Origin of the sequence: Leifsonia shinshuensis, assembly GCF_013410375.1 — a bacterium.
Taxonomy (GTDB): Bacteria; Actinomycetota; Actinomycetes; order Actinomycetales; family Microbacteriaceae; genus Leifsonia; species Leifsonia shinshuensis.
Genome location: NZ_JACCFL010000001.1, coordinates 2,202,503 through 2,226,643 on the forward strand (window position 1 = coordinate 2,202,503; position 24,141 = coordinate 2,226,643).

At 71.1% G+C, this 24,141-nt stretch carries 24 protein-coding genes; 21 read left to right on the forward strand and 3 right to left on the reverse strand.

The window, feature by feature from the left end:
* The first annotated feature begins 11 nt into the window (after positions 1-11).
* From ruvC to HNR13_RS10755, 8 genes are all read left to right on the forward strand, one after another.
* Complete coding sequence (gene ruvC / locus HNR13_RS10720) at positions 12-605, forward strand: crossover junction endodeoxyribonuclease RuvC (RefSeq protein WP_179609360.1); 594 nt, start codon at positions 12-14, stop codon at positions 603-605.
* Positions 602-1,240: a Holliday junction branch migration protein RuvA gene (ruvA, locus tag HNR13_RS10725; RefSeq protein ID WP_179605739.1), complete on the forward strand. Its 639-nt coding sequence runs from the start codon at positions 602-604 to the stop codon at positions 1,238-1,240. Before ruvC ends, ruvA begins: the two co-directional genes overlap by 4 nt.
* The gene (gene ruvB, locus HNR13_RS10730) at positions 1,237-2,289 is read left to right on the forward strand and encodes a Holliday junction branch migration DNA helicase RuvB (RefSeq protein WP_179605740.1); all 1,053 of its coding nucleotides are present in this window, start codon (positions 1,237-1,239) and stop codon (positions 2,287-2,289) included. Before ruvA ends, ruvB begins: the two co-directional genes overlap by 4 nt.
* 59 nt (positions 2,290-2,348) lie before the next feature.
* Positions 2,349-2,750 carry a preprotein translocase subunit YajC gene (gene yajC / locus HNR13_RS10735; RefSeq protein ID WP_179605741.1) on the forward strand — a complete coding sequence of 134 codons (402 nt, stop codon included), beginning with the start codon at positions 2,349-2,351 and terminating at the stop codon, positions 2,748-2,750.
* Between the two features lie 65 nt (positions 2,751-2,815).
* Positions 2,816-4,555, forward strand: coding sequence for a protein translocase subunit SecD (gene secD, locus HNR13_RS10740; protein WP_179605742.1), 1,740 nt, complete (start codon positions 2,816-2,818; stop codon positions 4,553-4,555).
* On the forward strand, positions 4,555-5,568 hold the full coding sequence (gene secF / locus HNR13_RS10745) for a protein translocase subunit SecF (RefSeq protein ID WP_179605743.1): 1,014 nt from the start codon (positions 4,555-4,557) through the stop codon (positions 5,566-5,568). Before secD ends, secF begins: the two co-directional genes overlap by 1 nt.
* Before the next feature lie 9 nt (positions 5,569-5,577).
* Positions 5,578-5,961, forward strand: a complete 384-nt coding sequence (locus HNR13_RS10750; RefSeq protein WP_179605744.1) for a rhodanese-like domain-containing protein — start codon at positions 5,578-5,580, stop codon at positions 5,959-5,961.
* Positions 5,962-6,033: 72 nt separating this feature from the next.
* Complete coding sequence (locus tag HNR13_RS10755) at positions 6,034-8,283, forward strand: RelA/SpoT family protein (protein ID WP_179605745.1); 2,250 nt, start codon at positions 6,034-6,036, stop codon at positions 8,281-8,283.
* Here HNR13_RS10755 and HNR13_RS10760 read toward each other — a convergent pair.
* From HNR13_RS10760 to HNR13_RS10770, 3 genes are all read right to left on the reverse strand, one after another.
* On the reverse strand, positions 8,270-8,839 hold the full coding sequence (locus HNR13_RS10760) for a type IV toxin-antitoxin system AbiEi family antitoxin (protein WP_179605746.1): 570 nt from the start codon (positions 8,837-8,839) through the stop codon (positions 8,270-8,272). The genes HNR13_RS10755 and HNR13_RS10760 overlap by 14 nt on opposite strands.
* A gap of 125 nt (positions 8,840-8,964) precedes the next feature.
* Positions 8,965-10,143 (reverse strand): DUF349 domain-containing protein, encoded by a 1,179-nt coding sequence (locus HNR13_RS10765; RefSeq protein ID WP_382312785.1) that lies wholly within the window; start codon positions 10,141-10,143, stop codon positions 8,965-8,967.
* Positions 10,144-10,251: 108 nt separating this feature from the next.
* Positions 10,252-11,028: a peptidylprolyl isomerase gene (locus HNR13_RS10770; protein ID WP_179605748.1), complete on the reverse strand. Its 777-nt coding sequence runs from the start codon at positions 11,026-11,028 to the stop codon at positions 10,252-10,254.
* A 178-nt stretch (positions 11,029-11,206) separates the two neighbouring features.
* On the opposite strand from HNR13_RS10770, the gene HNR13_RS10775 reads away from it, so the two are divergent.
* The 13 genes from HNR13_RS10775 to HNR13_RS10835 all read left to right on the forward strand — a co-directional run bounded on the left by HNR13_RS10775 (position 11,207) and on the right by HNR13_RS10835 (position 24,072).
* Positions 11,207-12,547, forward strand: a complete 1,341-nt coding sequence (locus tag HNR13_RS10775; RefSeq protein ID WP_179605749.1) for an AAA family ATPase — start codon at positions 11,207-11,209, stop codon at positions 12,545-12,547.
* Between the two features lie 196 nt (positions 12,548-12,743).
* Positions 12,744-13,367, forward strand: coding sequence for a 30S ribosomal protein S4 (gene rpsD / locus HNR13_RS10780; RefSeq protein ID WP_179605750.1), 624 nt, complete (start codon positions 12,744-12,746; stop codon positions 13,365-13,367).
* A gap of 149 nt (positions 13,368-13,516) precedes the next feature.
* Complete coding sequence (locus HNR13_RS10785; protein ID WP_179605751.1) at positions 13,517-13,894, forward strand: DUF948 domain-containing protein; 378 nt, start codon at positions 13,517-13,519, stop codon at positions 13,892-13,894.
* A gap of 67 nt (positions 13,895-13,961) precedes the next feature.
* On the forward strand, positions 13,962-14,153 hold the full coding sequence (locus HNR13_RS10790; RefSeq protein ID WP_179605752.1) for a hypothetical protein: 192 nt from the start codon (positions 13,962-13,964) through the stop codon (positions 14,151-14,153).
* A gap of 64 nt (positions 14,154-14,217) precedes the next feature.
* A complete protein-coding gene (gene alaS / locus HNR13_RS10795; RefSeq protein ID WP_179605753.1) occupies positions 14,218-16,875 on the forward strand; it encodes an alanine--tRNA ligase in 2,658 nt (885 codons plus the stop codon).
* Between the two features lie 4 nt (positions 16,876-16,879).
* Positions 16,880-17,347, forward strand: a complete 468-nt coding sequence (gene ruvX, locus HNR13_RS10800; protein ID WP_179605754.1) for a Holliday junction resolvase RuvX — start codon at positions 16,880-16,882, stop codon at positions 17,345-17,347.
* 1 nt (position 17,348) lies between these two features.
* Positions 17,349-18,959, forward strand: a complete 1,611-nt coding sequence (gene mltG / locus HNR13_RS10805; RefSeq protein WP_246312743.1) for an endolytic transglycosylase MltG — start codon at positions 17,349-17,351, stop codon at positions 18,957-18,959.
* On the forward strand, positions 18,952-20,319 hold the full coding sequence (locus tag HNR13_RS10810) for a shikimate dehydrogenase (RefSeq protein ID WP_179605755.1): 1,368 nt from the start codon (positions 18,952-18,954) through the stop codon (positions 20,317-20,319). Before mltG ends, HNR13_RS10810 begins: the two co-directional genes overlap by 8 nt.
* Positions 20,320-20,383: 64 nt before the next feature.
* The gene (gene aroC / locus HNR13_RS10815; RefSeq protein ID WP_179605756.1) at positions 20,384-21,592 is read left to right on the forward strand and encodes a chorismate synthase; all 1,209 of its coding nucleotides are present in this window, start codon (positions 20,384-20,386) and stop codon (positions 21,590-21,592) included.
* A gap of 8 nt (positions 21,593-21,600) precedes the next feature.
* Positions 21,601-22,164: a shikimate kinase gene (locus HNR13_RS10820; protein ID WP_179605757.1), complete on the forward strand. Its 564-nt coding sequence runs from the start codon at positions 21,601-21,603 to the stop codon at positions 22,162-22,164.
* A complete protein-coding gene (gene aroB, locus HNR13_RS10825) occupies positions 22,161-23,240 on the forward strand; it encodes a 3-dehydroquinate synthase (protein WP_179605758.1) in 1,080 nt (359 codons plus the stop codon). The genes HNR13_RS10820 and aroB overlap by 4 nt, the downstream gene beginning before the upstream one ends.
* Positions 23,240-23,629 (forward strand): hypothetical protein, encoded by a 390-nt coding sequence (locus HNR13_RS10830; protein WP_246312744.1) that lies wholly within the window; start codon positions 23,240-23,242, stop codon positions 23,627-23,629. The genes aroB and HNR13_RS10830 overlap by 1 nt, the downstream gene beginning before the upstream one ends.
* Positions 23,630-23,634: 5 nt before the next feature.
* Positions 23,635-24,072 carry a type II 3-dehydroquinate dehydratase gene (locus HNR13_RS10835; protein ID WP_179605759.1) on the forward strand — a complete coding sequence of 146 codons (438 nt, stop codon included), beginning with the start codon at positions 23,635-23,637 and terminating at the stop codon, positions 24,070-24,072.
* Positions 24,073-24,141: the final 69 nt, after the last annotated feature.

A 24,141-nucleotide genomic window follows, 5' to 3' on the forward strand; every position in this document is an offset into this window, starting at 1 on the left:
CGCCGATGGCGATCCGGGTGCTCGGCATCGACCCGGGTCTGACGCGCTGCGGCGTCGGCGTCGTCGACGTCCGTCCCGACCGCAAGGCCGCCCTGGTGGAGGTCACAGTCATCCGCACGCCCGCCGACATGCCGCTGGAGCAGCGGCTGCTGGCGGTCGGCAGCGGGATCGACGCGTTGCTCGACGCCCACCGGCCGGACGTGGTGGCGATCGAGCGGGTCTTCGCGCAGCACAACCTCCGCACCGTCATGGGCGTCGCGCAGGTGAGCGGGGTGGCGCTGCACGCCGCCGCGCGCCGCGGCCTCCGGGTCGCCCTGCACACGCCGAGCGAGGTCAAGGCCGCGATCACCGGCTACGGCTCGGCGGACAAGAAGCAGGTGCAGGCGATGGTCGCGCGGATCCTCGGGCTGGCGGAGGCGCCGAAGCCGGCGGACGCGGCCGACGCGCTCGCGATCGCGATCTGCCACGCGTGGCGCGGCGCGCCCGCCGCCGACGGGGGAGCCGACGCCGGCACGCAGGCCGCCCAGACCCCGGCGCAGGCGGCGTGGCTCGCCGCCGAGCGCTCCGCCCGGACGTCGGCCGTTCCCCGTAGGCTGGCCCGGTGATCTCCTCCCTCCGCGGCACCGTCCTCTCTGCGAGCGGCGGCACCGCCGTGATCGAGGTCGGCGGCGTCGGCTTCGCCGTGACGCTCACCCCCGACCACGTGCTCTCGCTGCGCGTCGGCGACGAGGCGTTCGTGTTCACGTCGCTCATCGTCCGGGAGGACTCCCTCCAGCTCTTCGGCTTCGCCGACGTCGAGCAGCTCCAGGTCTTCGAGCTGCTGAACGGGGTGTCCGGCGTCGGCCCGAAGTCCGCGATCGGCGTGCTGTCGGTGCTCAGCCCGGACCAGGTCGCCGACGCGGTCGCGGCCGACGACGACGCGCCGTTCCGCAAGGTCTCCGGCATCGGTCCCAAGACCGCCAAGCTCATCGTCGTCTCGCTCGCCGGCAAGCTCGCCGCCGCCCGCCGCGCACCCGCGCGCGCCGTCGCGGCGAAGGGCGCGCGCTCCACCGTCCCCGACAGCGTGATCGTCGCCCTGGTCGGCCTCGGCTGGCCCGAGAAGATCGCCGCCGAGGCGGTGTCCGACGTCGTCGCCGAGACCGAGGAGGGCGCCCGCGACTCGGTCCAGGCCCTGCTGCGGCTCTCGCTCGCGCGCCTCGGCCCGGCCGGCGCCGGCGCAGCGAGCGGGGCGGCCCGATGAGCGACGACCTGACCGCGCCGGAGCTCGAGTCGGAGTCCGAGCTCGCCTTCGAGGGCGCACTACGGCCGCGGACCCTGTCCGAGTTCGTCGGGCAGGCGAAGGTCCGCGGCCAGCTCCAGCTGCTGCTGACCGCGGCGAAGATGCAGGAGCGCACCGCCGACCACATCCTCCTGGCCGGCCCGCCCGGGCTCGGCAAGACCACGCTCGCGATGATCGTCGCGCACGAGAGCGAGCGGCCGCTCCGGCTCTCCAGCGGCCCCGCCATCCAGCACGCGGGCGACCTCGCCGCCCTGCTGTCGTCGCTGACGCCGGGGGAGGTGCTGTTCATCGACGAGATCCACCGCATGGCGCGCTCGGCGGAGGAGATGCTCTACCTCGCGATGGAGGACTTCCGCATCGACATCATGGTCGGCAAGGGCGCGGGCGCCACCTCCATCCCGCTCGACCTGGCGCCGTTCACCCTCGTCGGCGCGACCACCCGCTCCGGGCTGCTGCCGAACCCGCTGCGCGACCGCTTCGGCTTCACCGCTCACCTCGAGTTCTACGACGAGGGCGAGCTGACCCAGGTGCTCACCCGCGCCGCGACGATGCTCGACTTCGAGATCGACCGCGAGGCCCTGGCGGAGATCGCCGGCCGCTGCCGGGGGACCCCGCGCATCGCCAACCGGCTGCTGCGCCGGGTGCGCGACTACGCGCTCGTCCACGGCGGCCGCGCCGACGTGGCCGCCGTCCAGGCCGCGCTGGAGCTCTACGACGTCGACCCGCTCGGACTCGACCGTCTCGACCGGGCCGTCCTGCACGCGATCCTGGAGCGCTTCGAGGGCGGCCCCGTCGGCCTCAACACCCTCGCGGTGTCGGTCGGCGAGGAGGCGGAGACCATCGAATCGGTGGTCGAGCCCTTCCTCGTGCGCATCGGCCTGCTCTCCCGCACCCCGCGCGGCCGGGTCGCCACGGCGGCCGCCTGGCGTCACTTCGGGCTGGCTGCCCCGCGACCTGGGGGCGGACAACAAGGGCACTCACAGCAACCGTCCCTGATGGATGACTTATAATTCAAGCTGGCCATTCGCGCCATACCCCCTTGACTTCACCGGAAGGTCGGCTTTACTTCATGGATCCGTTGACCATTGTGATGGTCGTCATTCTGGCGGCCCTCGTCTTCTTCATGTTCCGCAACAGCCGCAAGCGGCAGAAGGAGCAGGCGGAGACCCGTTCGAAGATGGTGCCTGGCGCCGAGGTCATGACCAACTTCGGCCTGTACGGCACCCTGCTGTCCGTCGACGAGGACGACAACACCGCCATCATCGAGACCAGCCCCGGCCACGTCGTGAAGGTGCACCGCCAGGTGCTCGCCCGCGTCGTGGAGCCGAAGACCCCCGAGACCGACGACACCGAGGTCGCGGGCCCGGAGCTCAACCAGGACCACGCCATCCCGGCCGAGTCCTCTGCTCCGGAGTTCGGCGAGCGGATCGACGACGCGCCGAAGAAGCCCGGCGCGAAGAGCGACGACTGATAGCATCCCTGTGCTCCGCGCGCCGACAGGGTGCGCGGATCGCTCGTAGAAAGCTGAGTTCCTAGGTGGCAAAGTCGACTCCGGTCAAAAAGGCCTGGCGTTCGTTGACGTGGCTCGGTGTCATCGTGGTGGTCCTGCTCGGGACCCTCACGGCCGGCGTCCTCTTCAGCAACGCGACGTGGCTGCCCAAGCTGGCCCTCGACCTCGAGGGCGGCACCCAGATCATCCTCTCGCCGCAGGTCGAGAACGGTCAGTCGGTGCAGCAGCAGCAGCTCGACCAGGCTGTCTCGATCATCCGGCAGCGCATCGACGCGTCGGGTGTCTCCGAGGCGCAGATCTCCACCGAGGGCTCGCGGAACATCGTCGTGTCGCTGCCGGGCAAGCCGGACCAGCAGACGCTCGACCGCGTCAAGGCCAGCGCGCGACTGGACTTCCGTCCGGTCCTGCTGACCAGCGGCCCGACCAACCAGGTCGTGGGCGCCGACGGCAAGTCGACCCCGGCGCCGAGCCCGGCGCCCGGTCTGCAGTCCACGCCGTCGACCAAGCCGACGAACGGCAGCGACCTGGCCTGGGTGACGCCCGCGCTGCAGGCGGAGTTCAACGCCTTCTCGTGCGACGCGAACAAGAACAAGGACCTCAGCGCCGCCCCGACGGACAAGCCGCTGATCACCTGCGACGACAACAACACGGTCAAGTACCTGCTCGGCCCGGTCGAGGTCAAGGGTCAGAACATCTCCGACGCGAGCGCCGGTCTGATGCAGAGCTCGCAGGGCGTCACGACCGGCCAGTGGGCGGTCAACATCGTCTTCGACGCGACCGGCACCAAGCAGTTCGCGGCGGTCACCACCCGCCTGAACGCCCTGCAGGGCGCGCAGAACCAGTTCGCGATCGTCCTCGACGGCCGCGTCATCTCGGCGCCGACCACCAACGCGGTGATCACCGACGGCAAGCCGCAGATCTCCGGCAACTTCACCGAGCAGAGCGCCAAGACCCTCGCCGACCAGCTGAAGTTCGGCGCGCTGCCGTTCAGCTTCAAGGTGCAGAGCCAGGACGACATCTCGGCCACGCTCGGGACCTCGCAGCTCATCAGCGGTCTGATCGCGGGCCTGATCGGCCTGATCCTGGTCGCGATCTACACCTTCTTCCAGTACCGCCTGCTCGGCCTCGTCACGATCTTCTCGCTCGTCGTGGCCGGCACGCTGACCTGGCTCACCATCTCGCTGATGTCGTGGCACTACGACTACCGCCTGTCGCTCGCCGGCGTCGCCGGTCTGATCGTGGCGATCGGCTTCACAGCAGACTCGTTCATCGTCTACTTCGAGCGAATACGAGACGAGCTGCGCGACGGGCGCAGTCTCGAATCCGCCGTGGAGGCCGGCTGGGGCCGTGCGCGCCGCACGATCTACGCGTCCAAGGCGACCAACCTCCTCGCGGCCGTCGTGCTGTACGTGCTCGCCGCGGCCAACGTGCGCGGCTTCGCGTTCACGCTCGGTCTCACGACGATCATCGACGTGATCGTGGTGCTGCTGTTCACGCACCCGACGCTGCAGCTGCTGGCCAAGACCCGCTTCTTCAGCAGCGGCCACCCGCTCTCCGGCCTCGACCCCGAGGCGCTCGGCGCGGTGTACCGCGGCGCGGCGCGCTTCCGCGCCCCGAAGCCCGAGCTGGTGGGTGCAGGCAAGGCCGCCCGCAGCAGCGGCGAGGCCGCGCGCCGCCAGACGATCGCCGAGCGCAAGGCGGCCGAGCTCGCCTCCGCCTCGACCTCGTCGTCCTCCGATCGATCGTCCGACGGGAAGGACAACTGATGGCCAGCCGCCTCACCAAGTTCGGCAACGACCTCTACACGGGCGCCCGTTCGTTCGACTTCGTCGGCAAGCGGAAGATCTGGTACACCATCGCGATCGTGATGGTCGTGCTCTCGATCCTGATCCCGATCGTCAAGGGCGGGTTCAACTTCTCGATCGAGTTCCGCGGCGGATCGCAGTTCCAGATCAGCCAGGTGCAGAGCACCGACACGACCAAGGCCCAGAACGCGGTCGCCAGCGTCGTGCCGAACGCGGTCTCGCACGTCAGCGTCGTCGGCAACAACGCCATCCAGGTGCAGACCGACCAGCTCTCCGACACCCAGACCAAGGCCGTCGCCGACGCGCTGGCCACGGCCTACGGCGTCCCGTCGTCCGAGGTCTCCTCGACCTTCATCGGCCCGTCCTGGGGCGCCGACGTGACGCAGCAGTCCATCCAGGGCCTCGTGGTGTTCCTGCTGCTGGCGTTCATCGCGATGGCGCTCTACTTCCGCACCTGGAAGATGTCGGCGTCGGCGATCATCTCGCTGTTCCACGACCTCATCATCACGGCGGGGATCTACGCCCTCGTCGGCTTCGAGGTGTCGCCCGCGACGATGATCGGCTTCCTGACGATCCTCGGCTACTCGCTGTACGACACTGTCGTGGTGTTCGACAAGATCCGCGAGAACACCCGGGAGGAGCTGGAGCTCAGCCGCCGGACGTTCCCCGAGGCGGTGAATCTGGCGGTGAACCAGACGCTCGTCCGGTCGATCAACACCGCCGTCGTCGCCGTGCTGCCCGTCGCGTCCATCCTGTTCATCGGCGCGTACGCCTTCGGCGCCGCGACGCTGCGTGACATCTCGCTCGCGCTGCTCATCGGCATCATCGTGGGCACGTACTCGACGATCTTCCTGGCCGCCCCGATGTACTCGCAGTTCCGCGAGGGCGAGGCCGCGATCAGGAAGCACGACCAGAAGGTCCGCTCGATCCGCCCCAAGGCCCAGGTCGCGGCCGAACCGGTCCCGGCGGAGTAGCCCAGGCGCATGAGCGGTCCCTACCTGTCCGAAGACGAGGTGAGTGCCGCGCGTGCGCGTGAGCTCGTCGAGGCCGGGGCGGCCTGGCTGCTGGACGTCCGCGAGGCGTTCGAGTGGGAGTCGGGCCATGCCCCGGACGCCCACCACATCCCGATGGGGGAGCTCGGTGAGCGTCAGCACGAGCTGCCGGAGGACCAGCAGATCCTGGTGATCTGCGCCGTCGGAGGCCGGTCCCACCGGGTGACCGACGCCTTGCTGCAGGCGGACTATCCCGCTGCGAACGTCGCAGGCGGGATGCTCGCCTGGCAGGCCGCGGGCGGCGCGGTCTCCGCGCCGGACGGCCCGCCAGGCCCGGTCTCCGACCCCGGCCGACCCCCGGGAGCGTCCGCCTGACCGCCGGTCGCGTCCTCCCCGTGAACGGAGAGGCGCGAACAGCGACGATAATGGACGACAGGAGGCGAGCAGATGGTTGACACGACGACACCGCAGTCCGCCTCGCTGCGCCGTCTCGTCCCGCGGATCTTCTCCCGGGCGCAGCCCGCCGGCGCGGTCGACACCCTGATCCGCACGGTGCGCATGCACCACCCGAAGGCCGACCTGTCGCTCATCGAGCGCGCCTACGCGGTGGCGGAGCGCGCCCACGACGGCCAGAAGCGGCGCTCGGGCGAGCCGTACATCACGCACCCGGTCGCGGTCGCCCAGATCATCGCCGACCTCGGGATCGGCGCCAAGACGATCGCCGCCGCCCTGCTGCACGACACGGTGGAGGACACCTCCTACACGCTCGACGAGCTGCGCGACCAGTTCGGCGACGAGATCGCCATGCTGGTCGACGGCGTCACCAAGCTCGACAAGGTCAAGTACGGCGACAGCGCGCAGGCCGAGACCGTCCGGAAGATGATCGTGGCGATGTCGAAGGACATCCGCGTGCTCATCATCAAGCTCGCCGACCGCCTGCACAACGCGCGCACCTGGGGCTTCGTGCCCGCGGCCAACGCCACCCGCAAGGCCACCGAGACGCTGGAGATCTACGCGCCGCTCGCCCACCGGCTCGGCATCCAGACCATCAAGTGGGAGCTCGAAGACCTCTCGTTCGCGGTGCTCTATCCCAAGCTCTACGCCGAGATCGAGAGCCTGGTGAAGCAGCGCACGCCCGAGCGCGAGCGCCTCGTGCAGCAGGTCATCGACGCGATCAACGACGACCTCAAGACCGCGAAGATCCGCGGCAAGGTCGTCGGCCGCCCGAAGCAGTACTACTCGATCTACCAGAAGATGGTGGTGCGCGGCCGCGAGTTCGACGACATCTACGACCTGGTCGGCATCCGCGTGCTCGTCAACACGGTGCGCGACTGCTACGCCGTCCTCGGCTCCATCCACGCGCGCTGGACGCCGATGCCCGGCCGCTTCAAGGACTACATCGCCACCCCGAAGTTCAACCTGTACCAGTCGCTGCACACGACCGTGATCGGTCCGCAGGGCCGCCCGGTGGAGATCCAGATCCGCACCGAGGAGATGCACCAGCGCGCCGAGTTCGGCGTCGCGGCGCACTGGAAGTACAAGGAGCAGACCACCGGCAAGAGCACCGGCGGCCCGGGCAAGGTGGACACCGACCTGGCGTGGCTGGCGCACATCTCCGACTGGCAGGCCGAGACGGCCGACCCGTCGGAGTTCCTGGACTCGCTGCGGTTCGAGATCGGTGCGAAGGAGGTCTACGTCTTCACGCCGAAGGGCCGCGTGATCGGTCTGCCGGCCGGAGCGACCCCGGTCGACTTCGCCTACGCCGTCCACACCGAGGTGGGCCACCGCACCATGGGCGCGAAGGTGAACGGCCGGCTGGTGCCGCTGGAGAGCACCCTCTCGACCGGCGACGTCGTTGAGATCTTCACCTCCAAGAACCCGGACTCCGGCCCCAGCCAGGACTGGCTGAACTTCGTCAAGAGCCCGCGCGCCCGCAACAAGATCCGCCAGTGGTTCACCAAGGAGCGCCGCGACGAGGCGATCGAGCAGGGCAAGGACGCCATCGCCCGCGCGATGCGCAAGCAGAACCTGCCGCTGCAGAAGCTGATGACGCAGGACGCCCTGGTGGAGGTCGCGTCCTCGCTCAAGCACCCCGACGTCTCGTCGCTCTACGCGTCGGTCGGCGAAGGCCACATCTCGACGCAGTCGGTGATCGAGAAGATCGTGGCCTCGCTGCAGAGCGAGGTCGAGTCCGACGGCGAGCTGGACATCCCGGTCAAGGGCCGGCCGAAGCAGCTGCGCAACAGCGACTCGGGCGTGCTCGTGCGCGGAGCGCCCGACATCCTGGTGAAGCTGGCCAAGTGCTGCACGCCCGTGCCCGGCGATCCGATCGTCGGCTTCGTGACCCGCGGCCAGGGAGTCTCCGTGCACCAGGCCAACTGCCACAACGTGCAGTCGCTGCTGCAGGAGCCCGACCGGATGATCGACGTCGAGTGGGCGCCGAGCTCCAAGAGCGTCTTCCTGGTGCAGATCCAGGTCGAGGCCCTGGACCGGTCGGGGCTGCTGTCCGACGTCACGCGCGTGCTCTCCGAGCACCATGTCAACATCCTCTCCGCGACGGTGACGACGTCGAGCAATCGGCTGGCGCTGAGCCGTTTCGTGTTCGAGATGGGCGACACCACCCACCTCGACCGCGTGCTCAACGCCGTGCGCCGGATCGACGGCGTCTACGACGTGTACCGGGTCAGCGCCGGCTGACCGGGGCCGGCAGCGCCGTCCGCTCGACCACGGGCAGCCGGGTGAGTGCTCTGGCCGCTCCGTGCCGGCGGGACCGCGACAGCTGAGCGCCGAGCGCGTCCGGCGACGCCCCACCGAGGTGGAGCAGGTGCCGGACCTCCAGCGCCTCGGGCGTCCCGAACCGGGGGAGCGTCACTATCAGGTCCGCCGCCGTGCGCAGCGGGGCCGTGACGCGCACCCCGTCCAGCTCGACCACGTCGCCGTTGCGCAGCGCGTGCTGGTGCGCGTCGAAGTCCGGTGGGATCCGCCCGCGTCTGGCGCGGTCGACGCACACCTGCGGTCGCGCCGGAGGGCGTGAGCGGGTGCCGTGGATCCACGCCGCCGTGCCGCGGTCGGCCACGGTGCTGCCGGGTCGCAGCGCGGCGAACGCGTGCGCCCGCAGCGCCGGAGTGTCCGGGATGTCGGTCGGGGCGAAGGAGTCGCCGACGCGGTAGAGCTGGCCGTCGAGCACGAGCGCGAAGAGCTCGGCGAGCGGCAGGACGTGATGGTCGAGAAGGGCGGGGCAGGTCGTCGTCATGCGTCCAGCCTGCGCCGGGCCCGGCCATCGTGGCCGGCCGCCGTCAGATCAGTGGACTACCCACCGATCGGCGACGGCTGTGGAGGAGGTCAGCCCAGCGCTCGGTGTGGCCTCGGCTCTCCGGGTCAGCCCAGCGCGTCCAGCCACACCTTGCGGGCGTCGAGCGCCTCCTGGGCCGCCTTGACCCTGGCGGAGTCGCCGCTGGCCTTGGCCTCGTCGAGCTCCTGCTCCAGCTTGGCGATCGCCGCGTTGAGCTGGCTGGCCAGCCCCTCCGAGCGCGCCTTCTTCTCGGGGTCGTTGCGCTCCCAGTGCTCCTCGTCCAGCCGGCGCACGGCAGCCTCGACCTTGCGGAGCCGGTCCTCGATGGGCCGCACCTGGTCGCGCGGCACGCGGCCGATCGCGTCCCAGCGCTCCTGGATGGAGAGCAGCTTCGTGCGCGCGGTCTCGCGGTCCTTCTCCTTCAGGAGCGGCTCCGCCTCCTCGAGCAGCGCGAGCTTGAGCGTGAGGTTCTCCTCGTACTCCACGTTGTCGCGCGCGTCGACCTCGGCCTTCGCCGAGTAGATCGCGTCGCCCGCGGCCTTGAACCGCGCCCACAATGCGTCGTCGTTCTTCTTGCCCGCGCGGCCGGCCAGCTTCCACTGGTCGAGGAGCCGCCGGTACTCCGGCACGCCGTCCGCGCCCAGCGGCACGAGGCGCTCGGCCTGCTCGATCAGCGCGTTCTTGCGGGCGCGCACGTCGCGGTGCTGGTTGTCCAGCTCGGCGAAGAACGCCTTGCGGTTGTGCTCGATGGTCGAGCGCGCGGCGCGGAACCGCTTCCACAGCTCGTTGGCCTCGTTCTTGGGGAGCCGGGGACCGTCGTGCTGGTGCGCCTGCCAGCTCGCGAACAGGGCGTCGAGCTCCGCGGTGGTCTGCTTCCACTGCGTGCGCGCCGGGTCCTGGGCCGCGAGGGCCTCCGCCTGCTCCACGATCGCGGTGCGGTCGGCGACGGCCTGCTCGAGCGCGGCCTTGGCCTCGGCGCTCTGCTGCTCCGTGAGCTCCTCGACGGTGCCGCCGAGCGCGTCCAGCCGGGTGATCAGCGACGCCAGGTCGCCCACGGCGTTGGCGCCCTCCACCGAGCTGCGGAGGCTGGCGACGGACTTGGCGACGTCGGCGGCGGGGGCGCCGCGGCGGGCGCGCTGCTCCAGGAGGCCGACCTGGCCGGCGAGGTCGTTGTACTTGCGCTCGAAGTAGGCGATCGCCTCCTCCGGAGTGCCGTCCGGGTACTCGCCGACGGCGCGCTCGCCATCGCCCTCACGGACGTACACGGTGCCGGTCTCGTCGACGCGACCCCAGGGGTGCTGTTCAGAAGTAGCCAAGAGCCTCACCTTGCTTGCGGTGCCACGTTGGGAATCAGCCTATTGCACACGCCGCGATCACTGCAGCGTGAAGCTGTCGATCTTCGTCGTGACGACGGGCTTGCCGTCGCTGCTGCCGCCCTGGACGCCCTTGTCGGTCACGTCGCTGATGAGGGTGTCGAGACCGCTGGTGATCTTCCCGATGACGGTGTAGCCGCCGGCCGAGTCGGACGGGATGGTGGTGTCCTTGTAGACGATGAAGAACTGGCTGCCCTGGCTGTTCGCGTTGCCGCTCTGGCGGGCCATGGCGATGGTCCCCGCCGGGTACTTGTCGTTCTTCGGGGCGTTCTCGATCGGCCCGTAGGAGTAGCCGGGGCCGCCGGAGCCGTCGCCGTTCGGATCGCCGCACTGCAGCACGTAGAAGCCGCCGTTGGTGAGGCGGTGGCAGGTGAGCCCGTCGTAGAACTTCTTCTGCGTCAGCGAGATGGTGGAGGAGACCGCCTGCGGGGCCGCCTTGCCGTCCAGCGAGACCCCGAGCTTGATGCCGTTGATGGTGAGGTCGCCCGTCCAGGTGCGGCCCTCCGCGATGCTCTTCGACGGCACACCCGCCGCAGCCGAGGAGGACGGCGACGGCGACGGCGACGCGGACGCGCTGGTGGCGGAGGGCTTCGCGAAGAAGAGGAGCTGCGTGCCGATCGCGAGCAGCACGATGACCAGCACGGCGATCCCGGAGACCCAGTTGTCCCGCTTGCGGCGCTTGACCTTCTCCTCATGCACCGTCTGACGGGCCTGATAGGCCCGGAGGCGCTCGCGAGCCTGTCGCGCTTCGCGGTCGTTCTGCTTGCTGGGTGCCACGTCTGTCCTCCGGGGGCGCCGTCGAGCGGGGGGTGGGAGCCATCGTGCCGGCGGGCGCCGGACGGGGATGGATGCTGCACGAACCTTATCCGCCGGGCCTATGAGCGCCCAAACCCACGCGCCGTGCGTGCCGGGCGGCGCTGACCGCGATGTCGGTGGCGGCGACTACTCTTGTCGGGTGGTCGACGTGCAACCTGGGCTCCGGACGGGAGCGACGCCTCTCGCCGTGCGCATGCGGCCGAAATCCCTGGACGAGGTGGCCGGGCAGCGCCATCTGCTGCGTCCCGGCTCCCCGCTCGTCGCGCTCGCCTCCGACAAGGAGGGCCAGTCCGGATCGGTGTCGGTCATCCTCTGGGGCCCGCCCGGCACCGGCAAGACCACTCTCGCGCAGGCGATCGCGCACTCGTCCGGCCGCCGCTTCGTGGAGCTCTCCGCGGTCACGGCCGGCGTCAAGGACGTCCGCCTGGTGATGGACGAGGCCCTGTCGACGCGCGACCTCTACGGCGTCTCGACCGTGCTGTTCCTGGACGAGATCCACCGCTTCACCAAGGCGCAGCAGGACGCCCTGCTGCCCGGCGTCGAGAACGGCTGGGTCATCCTGGTCGCCGCGACCACCGAGAACCCGTCGTTCTCGGTGATCTCACCTCTGCTCTCACGCTCGCTGCTGCTGACGCTCGAGACGCTCAGCGACGACGACCTCGGCGTGGTCATCGACCGCGCGGTGGCCGACGACCGCGGCCTGGCCGGGCAGTACACGCTGGAGGACGAGGCGCGCGCCGCGCTCATCCGGCTGGCGTCCGGCGACGCTCGGAGGGCGCTCACCGCGCTGGAGGCCGCCTCGGTCTCGGCCGCCTCGGCGACGCCGGCGACCTCCAAGAAGAAGCCGGTCATCACCGCCGAGCTGGTCGCGCAGGCCGTCGACCGCGCCCTGCTGCGCTACGACCGCAACGGCGACGAGCACTACGACGTCATCAGCGCCTTCATCAAGTCGGTCCGCGGCTCGGACGTCGACGCCGCGCTGCACTACCTCGCGCGCATGATCGAGGCGGGGGAGGACCCGCGGTTCATCGCCCGCCGGATCATCGTCTCGGCGTCGGAGGACATCGGCATGGCCGACCCGCAGGCCCTCGTCGTGGCGATCGCCGCCGCCGACGCCGTGCAGTACATCGGCATGCCCGAGGGGCGCATCCCGCTCGCGCAGGCCGTCGTCCATCTCGCCACAGCGCCCAAGTCGAACGCCGCCTACATGGCGCTGGACGCGGCGATCGCCGACGTCCGCGCCGGCAAGATCGGGAGGGTGCCCAAGCACCTCCGCGACGCGCACTATCCCGGCGCCAAACGGCTCGGCCACGGCAAGGGCTACAAGTACCCGCACGACGACGCGCTCGGCGTGCTGCAGCAGCAGTACCTGCCCGACGAACTGGCCGATACGACCTACTACGCGCCCACCGAGCACGGCAACGAGCGCGACGTCGCCGCACGCCTGGCGAAGCTGCGCCGCATCGTGCGCGGGCGCTGACCCGAGTCTGCTAGAATCGTCTGGCCTAGAAGCGTGTTCAGGGTGCGGCTGCCCGGAACTCGCTCTCGACGGGACAGGCCCTGTAGCCGGGCGTCCCTGGCGTCAATCCCTCTCTCTTGCAGGTGAAAGACCCTGCGCAGTGCGCCCCTGCGTGCACTGCGACCAACATTCGTAGAGAGAAAACCGAAAGGAAATCGTGTCTTCACGTTCCCGCAGCAAGACCCGCGAGTCGCGCGCCCTGGGCATCGCCCTGACCCCGAAGGCGGCCCGCTACATGGAGAAGCGCCCGTACGCTCCGGGTGAGCACGGCCGCACCAAGCGCAAGGCCGACTCCGACTACGCCGTCCGTCTGCGCGAGAAGCAGCGTCTGCGCGCCCAGTACGGCATCCTCGAGAAGCAGATCCGCATCGCGTTCGAGGAGGCCCGCCGCACGCAGGGCCTGACCGGTGAGAACCTGGTCGAGCTGCTCGAGATGCGCCTCGACGCCCTGGTGCTCCGCGCCGGCTTCGCCCGCACGATCTCGCAGGCCCGTCAGTTCGTGGTGCACCGCCACATCCTCGTCGACGGCAAGATCGTCGACCGCCCGTCCTTCCGCGTGAAGCCGGGTCAGCTCATCCACGTCAAGGCCCGCTCCGAGGGCACCGAGCCCTTCCAGGTCGCGGCCGCCGGCGGTCACGTCGACGTCCTGCCCAAGGTCCCGGCCTACCTCGACGTCGAGATCGACAAGCTCCAGGCCCGCCTCGTGCGCCGCCCGAAGCGCGCCGAGGTGCCCGTCACCTGCGACGTGCAGCTGGTCGTCGAGTACTACGCCGCCCGCTAAGGCGAGCGAGAGACTCCCGTGGAACGGGGTCGCGGCTTCGGCCGCGGCCCCGTTTCCCGTTCGCCCGTTTCTCGTTCGCCGGGTCCATCCCGGGCCGGATTCCCGTACGCTGGGGGTCGTATGCCCGTCACGGAATGGAGGGGGCCGACATGTCCGGAGGCGACATCGCGGGACTGATCGCGGCGGGCGTGTTCGCCGTCCTGGTCGGGTTCATCGCCGTCCCGCTGCTGAAGCTCGGCCGCGTGCTCGACTCGACGCGCGACGCCATCAAGGAGACCAGCGACGGCATCACGCCGATCCTGGAGGAGACGGCGACCACTCTGCAGGAGACCAACAAGCAGCTCGCCAGGGTCGACACCATCACCAGGAACGTCGCCGACGTCACAGGGAACGTGTCCGCTCTCGTGGCGCTGTTCGCCGCCACCGTCGGCGGTCCGCTCATCAAGCTGGCGGGCTTCAGCGCCGCCGTCCGGGCCGCCCTCCGCGTGCCGGGGGCCTCCCGGCGATCCCGCCGTAAGGCGGACTAGACTTGCGCGAGTGCGTTGAACGCACGCAGCTGCGCTCACTGCGCTACCAGGGAGGGAAGATCCGGCAATGAAGAGTTTCCTGTGGCTCCTGATCGGCGTGGCCCTCGGCTTCGTCGTCGCCCACAAGGTCAACGAGACCCCGAAGGGTCGCGAGTTCTTCGGCACGCTCGACAAGAAGGCGCGCGACTTCGGCGAGGCCGTCTCCGACGGATACCGCCAGCGCGAGGCCGAGCTCCGCTCCGCCATCGACGGCGACTGACCCGCCGCTCCCGCTCTTCTCACGCCCCTCGTCTCCTCGTTCCACCCTCGATCGACCGGAAACCATGCAGACTGCTGAAATCCACCGCCGCTGGCTCGACTTCTTCGCCACGCGCGGCCACACCGTCGTCCCGTCCGCCTCGCTCGTCAGCGACGACCCGTCGCTGCTGTTCACGGTGGCCGGGATGGTGCCGTTCGTCCCGTACCTGACGGGCGTGGTGCCCGCGCCGTTCCCGCGCGCGACGAGCGTCCAGAAGTGCATCCGCACGCTGGACATCGAGGAGGTCGGCAAGACCCCGCGGCACGGCACGTTCTTCCAGATGTGCGGCAATTTCTCCTTCGGCGACTACTTCAAGGAGCAGGCGATCACCTTCGCCTGGGACCTGCTGACCACCTCCGAGGAGGAGGGCGGCCTGGGCTTCGACCCGAAGGACCTCTGGGTCACCGTCTATGAGGAGGACGACGAGGCGCGCGAGATCTGGGGCCGCGTCGCCGGTCTCCCGCCCGAGCGCATCCAGGGCCTCGGCAAGGACACGAACTACTGGTCGACCGGCCAGCCCGGGCCGGCCGGCCCCTGCTCGGAGATCTTCTTCGACCGCGGCCCCGCCTACGGGATCGACGGCGGCCCGGCGACGGACGACGACCGCTACGTCGAGATCTGGAACCTCGTCTTCATGCAGTACCTGCGCGGCGAGGGCACGGGCAAAAAGGACTTCGACATCCTGGGCGACCTGCCCAAGAAGAACATCGACACGGGCCTCGGCCTGGAGCGCGTCGCGTTCATCAAGCAGGGCGTCGACAACATGTACGAGATCGACCAGGTGCGCCCGGTGCTCGACCGCGCCGCGGAGCTGGCCGGCAAGCCGTACGGCAACGAGGCGCACGAGGACGACGTCCGCCTGCGCGTGGTCGCCGACCACGTCCGCAGCGCGCTGATGCTGATGACGGACGGCGTGACGCCGTCCAACGAGGGCCGCGGCTACGTGCTCCGCCGCCTGCTGCGCCGCACGGTGCGCGCGATGCGCCTGCTGGGCGTGGAGACCGCGACCTTCCCCGAGCTCTTCCCGGCCTCGCGCGACGCGATGAAGGCCGCCTACCCCGAGGTGGAGGCGGAGTTCGCCCGCACCTCGCAGCTGGCCTACGCGGAGGAGGAGACCTTCCTGCGCACGCTCGCGTCGGGCACGAGCATCCTCGACACCGCCGTGGCGAGCACCAAGAGCGCGGGCAAGGACGAGCTCGCCGGCGACACGGCGTTCCTGCTGCACGACACCTACGGCTTCCCGATCGACCTCACCCTGGAGATGGCGGAGGAGGCCGGCCTCAGCGTCGACCGCGCCGCCTTCGACACGTTGATGGCCGACCAGCGCGCCCGCGCGAAAGCGGACGCCAAGGCGAAGAAGACCGCCCTGGCCGACCTGTCGGTCTACAGCGCGTTCCGCGCCCAGGGCGAGACGGTCTTCACCGGCTACACCGACCTCGAGACGGAGTCGAGCGTGCTCGGCCTGATCGTCGACGGCCAGTCCGTGAACGTCGCACGCGAGGGCCAGGTCGCCGAGATCATCCTCGGCGCGACGTCCCTCTACGCGGAGTCCGGCGGTCAGAGCGCGGACGCCGGCACGATCGTCGGCCCGGGCTACGAGCTCGACGTCCTCGATGTGCAGAAGCCGGTCAAGGGGCTGATCAGCCACAAGGTGCTGGTGCGCAGCGGCGAGGTCGGCGTCGGCGCGCCCGCGACCAGCCTCGTCGACGCCCAGTATCGGCGCGGTGCCACGCAGGCGCACTCCGGCACCCACATCATCCACGCGGCGCTGCGCCAGGTGCTCGGCCCCAACGCGCACCAGTCCGGCTCGTTCAACAAGGCCGGCTACCTGCGGCTCGACTTCTCCTGGAACCAGGCGCTGTCGCCGGAGACCCGCAGCGAGATCGAGGAGATCTCCAACAACGCGATCCGCGACAACCTGCAGGTGACCACCCGCGAGCTCCCGCTGGCCGAAGCCAAGGCGCTCGGCGCGATGGCGCTGTTCGGCGAGAAGTACGGCGACGTCGTCCGCGTGGTCGACATCGGCGGCCCGTGGTCGCGCGAGCTGTGCGCGGGAACGCACGTCTCCACCAGCGCCGAGATCGGCATGATCAACCTGGTGAGCGAGTCCTCGGTCGGCTCGACCAACCGGCGCGTGGAGTCGCTGGTCGGCCTGGAGGCGTTCCAGGACCTGGCCGTCGAGCGCACGATCGTGTCGCAGCTCTCCGGCGCGCTCAAGACCCCGCGCGAGCAGCTCCCCGAGAAGATCGCCGACCTGATGGCCAACCTCAAGGCCGCCGAGAAGCGCATCCAGGCGTTCGAGGCGCGCGCCGTGCTCGACAAGGTGCCCGCGCTGCTGGAGTCCGCGACCCGTCGCGGCGCGGTCACGGTGGTGGCCGAGGACGCCGGCACGCTCAACTCGGCCGACGACCTGCGCCTGCTGGCGACGACCGTCCGCGAGCGGCTCGGCTCGGACGCGGCGGCCGTGGCCCTGGCGGCGCGGGCGGCGGGCAAGCCCGTCGTGATCGTGGCGACCAACCAGGCCGCGCGCGACGCCGGCGTGAACGCGGGAGCGCTCGCGAAGACGGCGTCCGGCGTGCTGGGCGGCGGCGGCGGCGGCAAGGCCGACCTGGCGCAGGGCGGCGGCACGGACGCCGAGGCGATCCCGGCCGCGCTGTCCGCGGTGGTCTCGGCGATCGGCTGACCGGGTGCGGACCGGGGTGCGGCTCGGCATCGATGTCGGGAAGGTGCGGATCGGCGTGAGCCGATCCGACCTCCACGGGATGCTGGCGACCCCGGTGGAGACGGTCGCTCGCTCCGAGGATGCTGCGGATCGCCGTCGGATCGCCGAGATTGTGACCGAACTCGGAGTTTTCGAGATTATCGTCGGGTTGCCTCTGGCGCTCTCGGGTGCGCACACCGCGTCGACGGCCGATGCCGTCGCCTTCGCGGAAGCGCTCGAAGCCCAGGTGGACGTCCCGGTGCGACTGGTGGACGAACGGCTCTCGACCGTGTCGGCCCACTCGGCGCTCCGGGCGTCGGGCAAGAACTCGAAAAGCGCGCGTCCGGTGGTGGATCAGGTGGCCGCCACGATAATTTTGCAGCACGCCCTCGACGCGGAGCGCGCTTCAGGCCGTCCGCCGGGCCACCCCGTCGAACCGAGCATTGGACCCTAGTTTGTCGCAGAACCCGCAGGAGAAGCCGGAGCCGCCCGTCTTCCCGGCCGTGAACCGGCAGCAGCCGATGACCAGGCGCGAGGCGCGCCAGGCCAGGGAGGCGCAGGAGGCGCGGGAGGCGCAGGAGGCGCAGGCGTCGCAGGAGACGCCCGAGTCGCAGACCGCCCGTCCCGTCCCGGCCGCCGACACGCGCGCCCCGCAGACGCCCGGCCCGTGGACGCCGCCTCCGGCCGAGACCCCGGCCAACCGGGAGACCCTCGCCGGGCTGGACTTCGACTCCGTCGTGACCGGTCCCGTCGCGGTCGACGCCGACTCGGCTTCCGCCGCACCCGAGCGGGAGACCGTCGCAGCCACCGCGCGGCACGAGGCCGCGCACGGCGCCGCCGCCCACGATCACGGCCGCTTCGAGGACCCGGCGCACGCGATCTTCGCGCCGCTCGCCGGCGACGGGCACGACGGCCACGACGGCGCCCACGGCGGCCGCGGGGAGTCCCCGCTGGCGTGGCGTCAGCAGAACTACCTCTCCCACGAGGCTCCGCCGCGGCGCAAGCGCCGCTGGCTGAAGCGACTCGTCATCACCCTGGTCGTCATCCTCGTCCTCGGCGGCCTCGCCGCCGGCGGCTTCATGGCCTTTCAGCCGCAGGTCGCCGCTCTCGTGGCGAAGGTGATGCCCCAGGACAACGACTACAAGGGCAACGGCACCGGGTCGGTGACGTTCACCATCAAGTCCGGCGACGACGGCAGCTCGATCGCGACCAACCTCCAGAAGGCCGGCGTCACCAAGAGCTACGACGCGTTCTACACACTGGTGCTGCACACGCAGCCGGCGATCGTCTGGCAGCCGGGCGTCTTCAAGCTGGCGAAGCAGATGAGCGCGAAGGCCGCTCTCGCCGCGCTGCAGAACCCGTCCTCCCGCCTGCAGAACACCGCGGTGATCCCGGAGGGCACGGCGGAGAAGGACGCGCTGCAGACGGTCGCCGACGCGACGAAGATTCCGCTCGCGCAGCTGCAGCAGGCGGCGGCGAACCCGGCCGACTTCGGCCTGCCCGCCCAGGCGAAGACCCTCGAGGGCTTCCTGTTCCCCGCGACGTACACCTTCGCGCCCGGGATCTCGGCGCACGACGCCCTCAAGACCATGGTGGACCGGTCGTTCGAGGCGCTCGACCAGGCGGGCGTGCCCGTCGCCGACCGCTGGAACGACGTGATCCTCGCGTCCATCGTGCAGCGCGAGGCCGGTCTCAAGGACGACTATCCGAAGGTCGCCCGGGTGTTCCTCAACCGGCTCGCGCAGGGCTGGGACCTGCAGTCCGACGCCACGGTGGCTTACGGCACCGGCCACACCGACCGGGTCGCCACCACCGACGCCGAGCGCGCGGACGCGTCCGACCCCTACAACACCTACGCCCACCCCGGCCTCCCGGTCGGGCCGATCTCGAACCCCGGCGACCTGGCGCTGAACGCCGTGACGCACCCGGCGGACGGCCCGTGGATGTACTTCGTGACCTGGAACCTGAAGACCGGCGAGACCATCTTCTCGACCACCCAGGCGGAGCACGACGCGGCCGTCGCCAAATGGCAGCAATGGATGAAGGACAACCCCGGCTATGAGTGACGACCCGAAGCCCCGGCCCGCCGCGAAGTCGCGGGCTCCGCGATCCCAGGGGGCGAAGGCCCCGAACAGCGCGTCGAAGGCCGACAGGGCCGTCGACCCCTCCGTGGAGAACGGGGTGTCCGAGGCGTCGGCGGAGGAGCTGATCGCCCAGCTGGTCGAGGCCGAGCGCGAGGCGGAGGCCGAGGAGGCGGCGATCGCGGCGGCCGAGGAGGCCGCGGACAGCGAGGAGCCGCTGGACGACGAGGACGAGGCCGCCGAGACGGAGTCCGTCGTGGAGGAGCCCGTCGAGCGGGAGCGCCCCGAGCCCGCCGAGGATGAGCCCGTCGCGGACGTGGTCGACATCGTCGAGGTCGAGGAGATCGTCGAGACCGTGGACGAGGACGGCGTCATCGAGATCGAGGAGGTCGACGTCGTCGTCGTGGAGGTCGAGGACGACCAGGAGGACGAGCCCGCGGCGGAGGTCCCCGCGCCCTCGTCCGCAGCGCGGCGCCTGGCCGTGCTCGGCTCGCCGATCGGCCACTCCCAGTCGCCCGCACTGCACCGCGCCGCGTACGATGCGCTCGGGCTCGACTGGTCCTACGAGGCGCTCGACGTCAGCGAGGCCGGGCTGTCCGCGTTCATCGACGGCCTGGGCGAGGAGTGGCGCGGGCTGTCCCTGACCATGCCGCTCAAGAAGTCCGTCATCCCGCTGCTCACCGACGCCGACCGGGTCGCCGAGCAGACCGGCGTGGCCAACACCGTCCTGCTCGACGGCGACGACATCCGCGGCTTCAACACCGACGTCGCGGGCATCGTTCGCGCGCTGGCCGCCGCCGGGCTGGAGAGCGCGCGCTACGTGCACATCCTCGGCGGGGGAGCGACCGCCGCGTCCGCGCTGGTCGCCGCCGCGGAGCTCGGCGCCGAGCGGGTCGACGTGCATGTGCGCGATTTGGAGAAGAGCGTCTGGCTGGAGCCGCTGGCCCACCAGCTCGGCCTGATGATCCGGATCCGGTCGTTCGCGCAGGCCGACCGGTCGCTCGACGTGCCGGAGGTCGTCATCAGCACGCTGCCGGGCGGCGCCACGACGGCCGCGATCTACACCGACTCGACCCGCCGCACGGCCGTGCTGCTCGACGTCGCCTACGACCCGTGGCCGAGCGCGCTCGCACGGTCGTGGCAGGCGGTCGGCGGGCACGTCGTGTCCGGGCTGGCCATGCTCGCGCACCAGGCGCTGCTCCAGGTGCGGATCTTCGTCTCCGGCGACGTGCTGCAGCCGCTCCCCGACGAGGAGGGCGTCCTGGAGGCCATGCTCGCGGCGGTCGGCATCGACGCGGAGGGCGCGCCGGTCGGCGATGGCTCCGTGGAAGGCGAGGCGGAGTAGCCGCAGCCCGCCCTCGGCCGTAACGACGGGCGGCGGGCCCCTGCCTCTGTGCCAGAATCGAAGCATGCTTCGTTGGCTCACGGCCGGGGAATCCCACGGCCCCGAACTCATCGCCGTCCTGGAGGGGCTCCCCGCCGGGGTCCCCGTCACCCTGGACGCCGTCCGCGCCGATCTCGCCCGCCGCAAGCTGGGCTACGGCCGCGGCGCGCGGATGAAGTTCGAGCAGGACGCGCTGGAGGTCTCCGGCGGGGTCCGGCACGGCCTGAGCCTCGGCAGCCCGATCGCGCTGCGGATCGGCAACACCGAGTGGCCCAAGTGGGTCGACGTGATGAGCGCTGAGCCCGTGGACCCGGAGAAGCTCGCCGGCGGCCGCGGCGCCGCGCTGACGCGTCCTCGCCCGGGCCACGCCGACCTGGTCGGCATGCAGAAGTACGGCTTCGACGAGGCCCGTCCCGTCCTGGAGCGCGCGAGCGCCCGCGAGACCGCCGCCCGCGTCGCGCTCGGCGCGGTCGCGCGCTCGTTCCTCGCGGAGCTCGGCATCACCCTGGTCAGCCACACCCTGGCGATCGGTCCGGTCCGCGTGCCGGAGGGCGCCCCGCTGCCCACGCCCGCCGACGTCGCCGCCCTCGACGCCGACCCGCTGCGCTGCTTCGACCCGGCGACCTCCGAGCGGATGGTCGCGGAGGTGGACGACGCGCACAAGGACGGCGACACCCTCGGCGGCGTCGTCGAGGTGCTCGCCTACGGCCTCCCGCCGGGGCTCGGCTCGCACGTGCACTGGGACCGCCGCCTCGACGCGCAGCTCGCGGCCGCCCTCATGGGCATCCAGGCGATCAAGGGTGTTGAGGTCGGCGACGGCTTCCTCACCACGACCCGCCGCGGCTCGCAGGCGCACGACGAGCTCGTGGCCGAGGACGGCGAGATCCAGCGCACCAGCGACAAGGCCGGAGGCACCGAGGGCGGCATGAGCACCGGCGGCGTGCTGCGCGTGCGCGCGGGCATGAAGCCGATCGCCACCGTCCCGCACGCGCTGCGCACCGTCGACATCGCCACGAGCGAGGCCGCCCCTGCGCACCACCAGCGCTCCGACGTCTGCGCGGTCCCCGCGGCGGGCGTCGTCGCGGAGGCGATGGTCGCGCTCGTCCTGGCGAACGCGGTGCTGGAGAAGTTCGGCGGCGACTCGGTCACCGAGACGGCGCGCAACCTCCGCGGCTACCTGGACGCGATCCCCGAGAACCTGGCGACGGAGCGCGTCAGCGCGCCCTACGCCTGAGCGCGACGGTGACGATCGTCCTGATCGGCCCGCCCGCGGCGGGCAAGACCCGGCTGGGCAAGCGCCTGGCCAAGCGGCTCGGCCTCCCGTTCGTGGACACCGACGCTGTCGTTGTCGCCGGGCACGGCGCCATCGCCGAGATCTTCGCCGAGCACGGCGAGCCCTACTTCCGGGCGCTGGAGCGCGAAGCCGTCGCCGAGGCGGTCGCCCGGCCGGGGATCGTTTCGCTGGGCGGGGGAGCGGTGCTCGACCCGGCGACGCAGGCCGACCTGGCCTCGGCCCGCGTCGTCCTGCTGACCGTCAGGCCCGAGGCGATCGCGGCCCGGATCAGCAACCGCAAGCGCCCGCTGGTCACCGACCTGGAGTCGTGGAAGCGGCTCGTGGCGGCGCGCACCCCGCTCTACGAGTCGCTCGCCGACTACACCGCCGACACGTCCACCCGGCCGATCGAGACCATTGTGGAGGAGATCGCACGGTGGGTGGAAGCAGGCCAGCGCACCGAAGACGGCCAGAGCACCGAAGACGGCCAGAGCACCGAAGCAGGCCAGAGCACTGAGCAAGGAGAGTCATGACCGACCAGCCCACCGAGATCCTCGTCGCCGGGGCGAACCAGTACCCCGTCGTCATCGGCAGGGGCCTCCGGTTCGACCTCGCGTCGCACCTCGGGTCCGGCGTCAACAAGGTGCTCGTCGTGCACCCGCCGACCCTCGGCGCCGCCGCCGCCGAGCTGCGCGAGTCGCTGCTCGGCAGCTACGAGGTGCTGCTCGCCGAGGTCCCCGACGCGGAGGCCGCCAAGCGCGTCGAGGTCGCCTCGTTCCTGTGGGGGATCATGGGGCAGGCCGACTTCACCCGCTCCGACGCGGTCGTCGGTTTCGGCGGCGGCGCGGTCACCGACCTGGCCGGCTTCGTCGCGGCCACCTGGCTGCGCGGCGTGCGGCTGGTGCAGGTGCCGACCACGCTGCTCGGGATGGTGGACGCCGCGGTCGGCGGCAAGACCGGCATCAACACCGCTGAGGGCAAGAACCTCGTCGGCGCCTTCTACGCCCCGGCCGCCGTGGTCTGCGACCTGGACACGCTGACGTCCCTCGGCCGCAACGAGCTGCTCGCCGGCTTCGCCGAGGTCGTCAAGTACGGCTTCATCGCCGAGCCGGAGATCCTGGACATCATCGAGCGGGACGTGGACGTCGCCACCGACCCGGAGTCGCCGGAGTTCCGCCGCCTGGTCGAGCTGTCGATCGGGATCAAGGCCCGGGTCGTCGGAGAGGACTTCACCGAGCAGGGCCTGCGCGAGATCCTCAACTACGGCCACACCCTCGGCCACGCCATCGAGCACGCCGAGCGCTACCAGTGGCGGCACGGCGCCGCCGTGTCCGTCGGCATGGTCTACGCGGCCGAGCTCGGCCGGCTGAGCGGGCGGCTGAGCGACGAGGCCGTGGACCGGCACCGCCGCATCCTGGAATCGCTCACCCTGCCCACCAGCTACCCGGCCGGCCGCTGGCAGACCCTGCTGGCGACCATGCAGCGCGACAAGAAGGCGCGCGGCAGTCTGCTGCGCTTCATCGTGCTGGACGACATCGGCCGCCCGACCGTGCTCGCGGGGCCGGACCAGAGCCTGCTCTTCGCCGCGTATCAGGAGATCGGGTCCTGATGGCCAAGCCGGTCGTGGAAAAGCTGCTCCTGAAGCCGGGCGACGCTCTCAGCGTCGTCGGCGCCGGCGCGGACGAACGCGCCGTGCTGGGGGCACTGCCCGACGGCGTGACCGAGGCGGCGCCGGAGGCGGCCGCCGTCTCCGTGACCTTCGTGCGCACCCGCGACGAGCTCCTGGCGCGCTTCGGCGCCGAGCTGCCCGCCCTGACCGGCGCCCGCGCGGTCTGGTTCCTGTACCCGAAGGGCGGCCGGGCCGACGTCAACCGGGACACCATCATCCGGGAGGCCGGCGCGTTCGGCTGGCGGCCGATCAGCAACGTGGCCGTGGACGACGTCTGGTCGGCCGTGCGCGTCCGTCCGCTCGCCGACGGCGAGGCGCCGGTAGGGTGAGCGGCATGACTTCCGTCCTCGTCCTGAACGGTCCCAACCTCGGCCGGCTCGGCACCCGCGAGCCCGACGTGTACGGCGCGGGCACGCTGGACGACCTGCGCGCCCAGCTGGCCGCGGACGCCCCCGAGTTCGAGATCGACCTCCGCCAGACCGACGTCGAGGGCGAGCTGCTCGGCTGGCTGCACGAGGCCGCGGACTCCGGCGCGCCGGTGATCCTCAACGCCGGCGCGTGGACGCACTACTCGTACGCGCTGCGGGACGCCGTCTCCCTCGTGACGAAGGCCGGCGGCACCGTGATCGAGGTGCACCTGTCGAACCCGCACGCGCGCGAGGAGTTCCGGCACACCAGCGTCATCACCGCGGTCTCGACCGGCGTGATCGCCGGTCTCGGGTTCGATTCGTACCGGCTGGCTCTGGCGTTCATTCGCCGAAACGCGCGCTGACGTCTAGAATCTTCTGGGGCTCCGTACGCTGAGCCCGTCGTGGACGGCGCCGAGCGCCGCATCCACCCG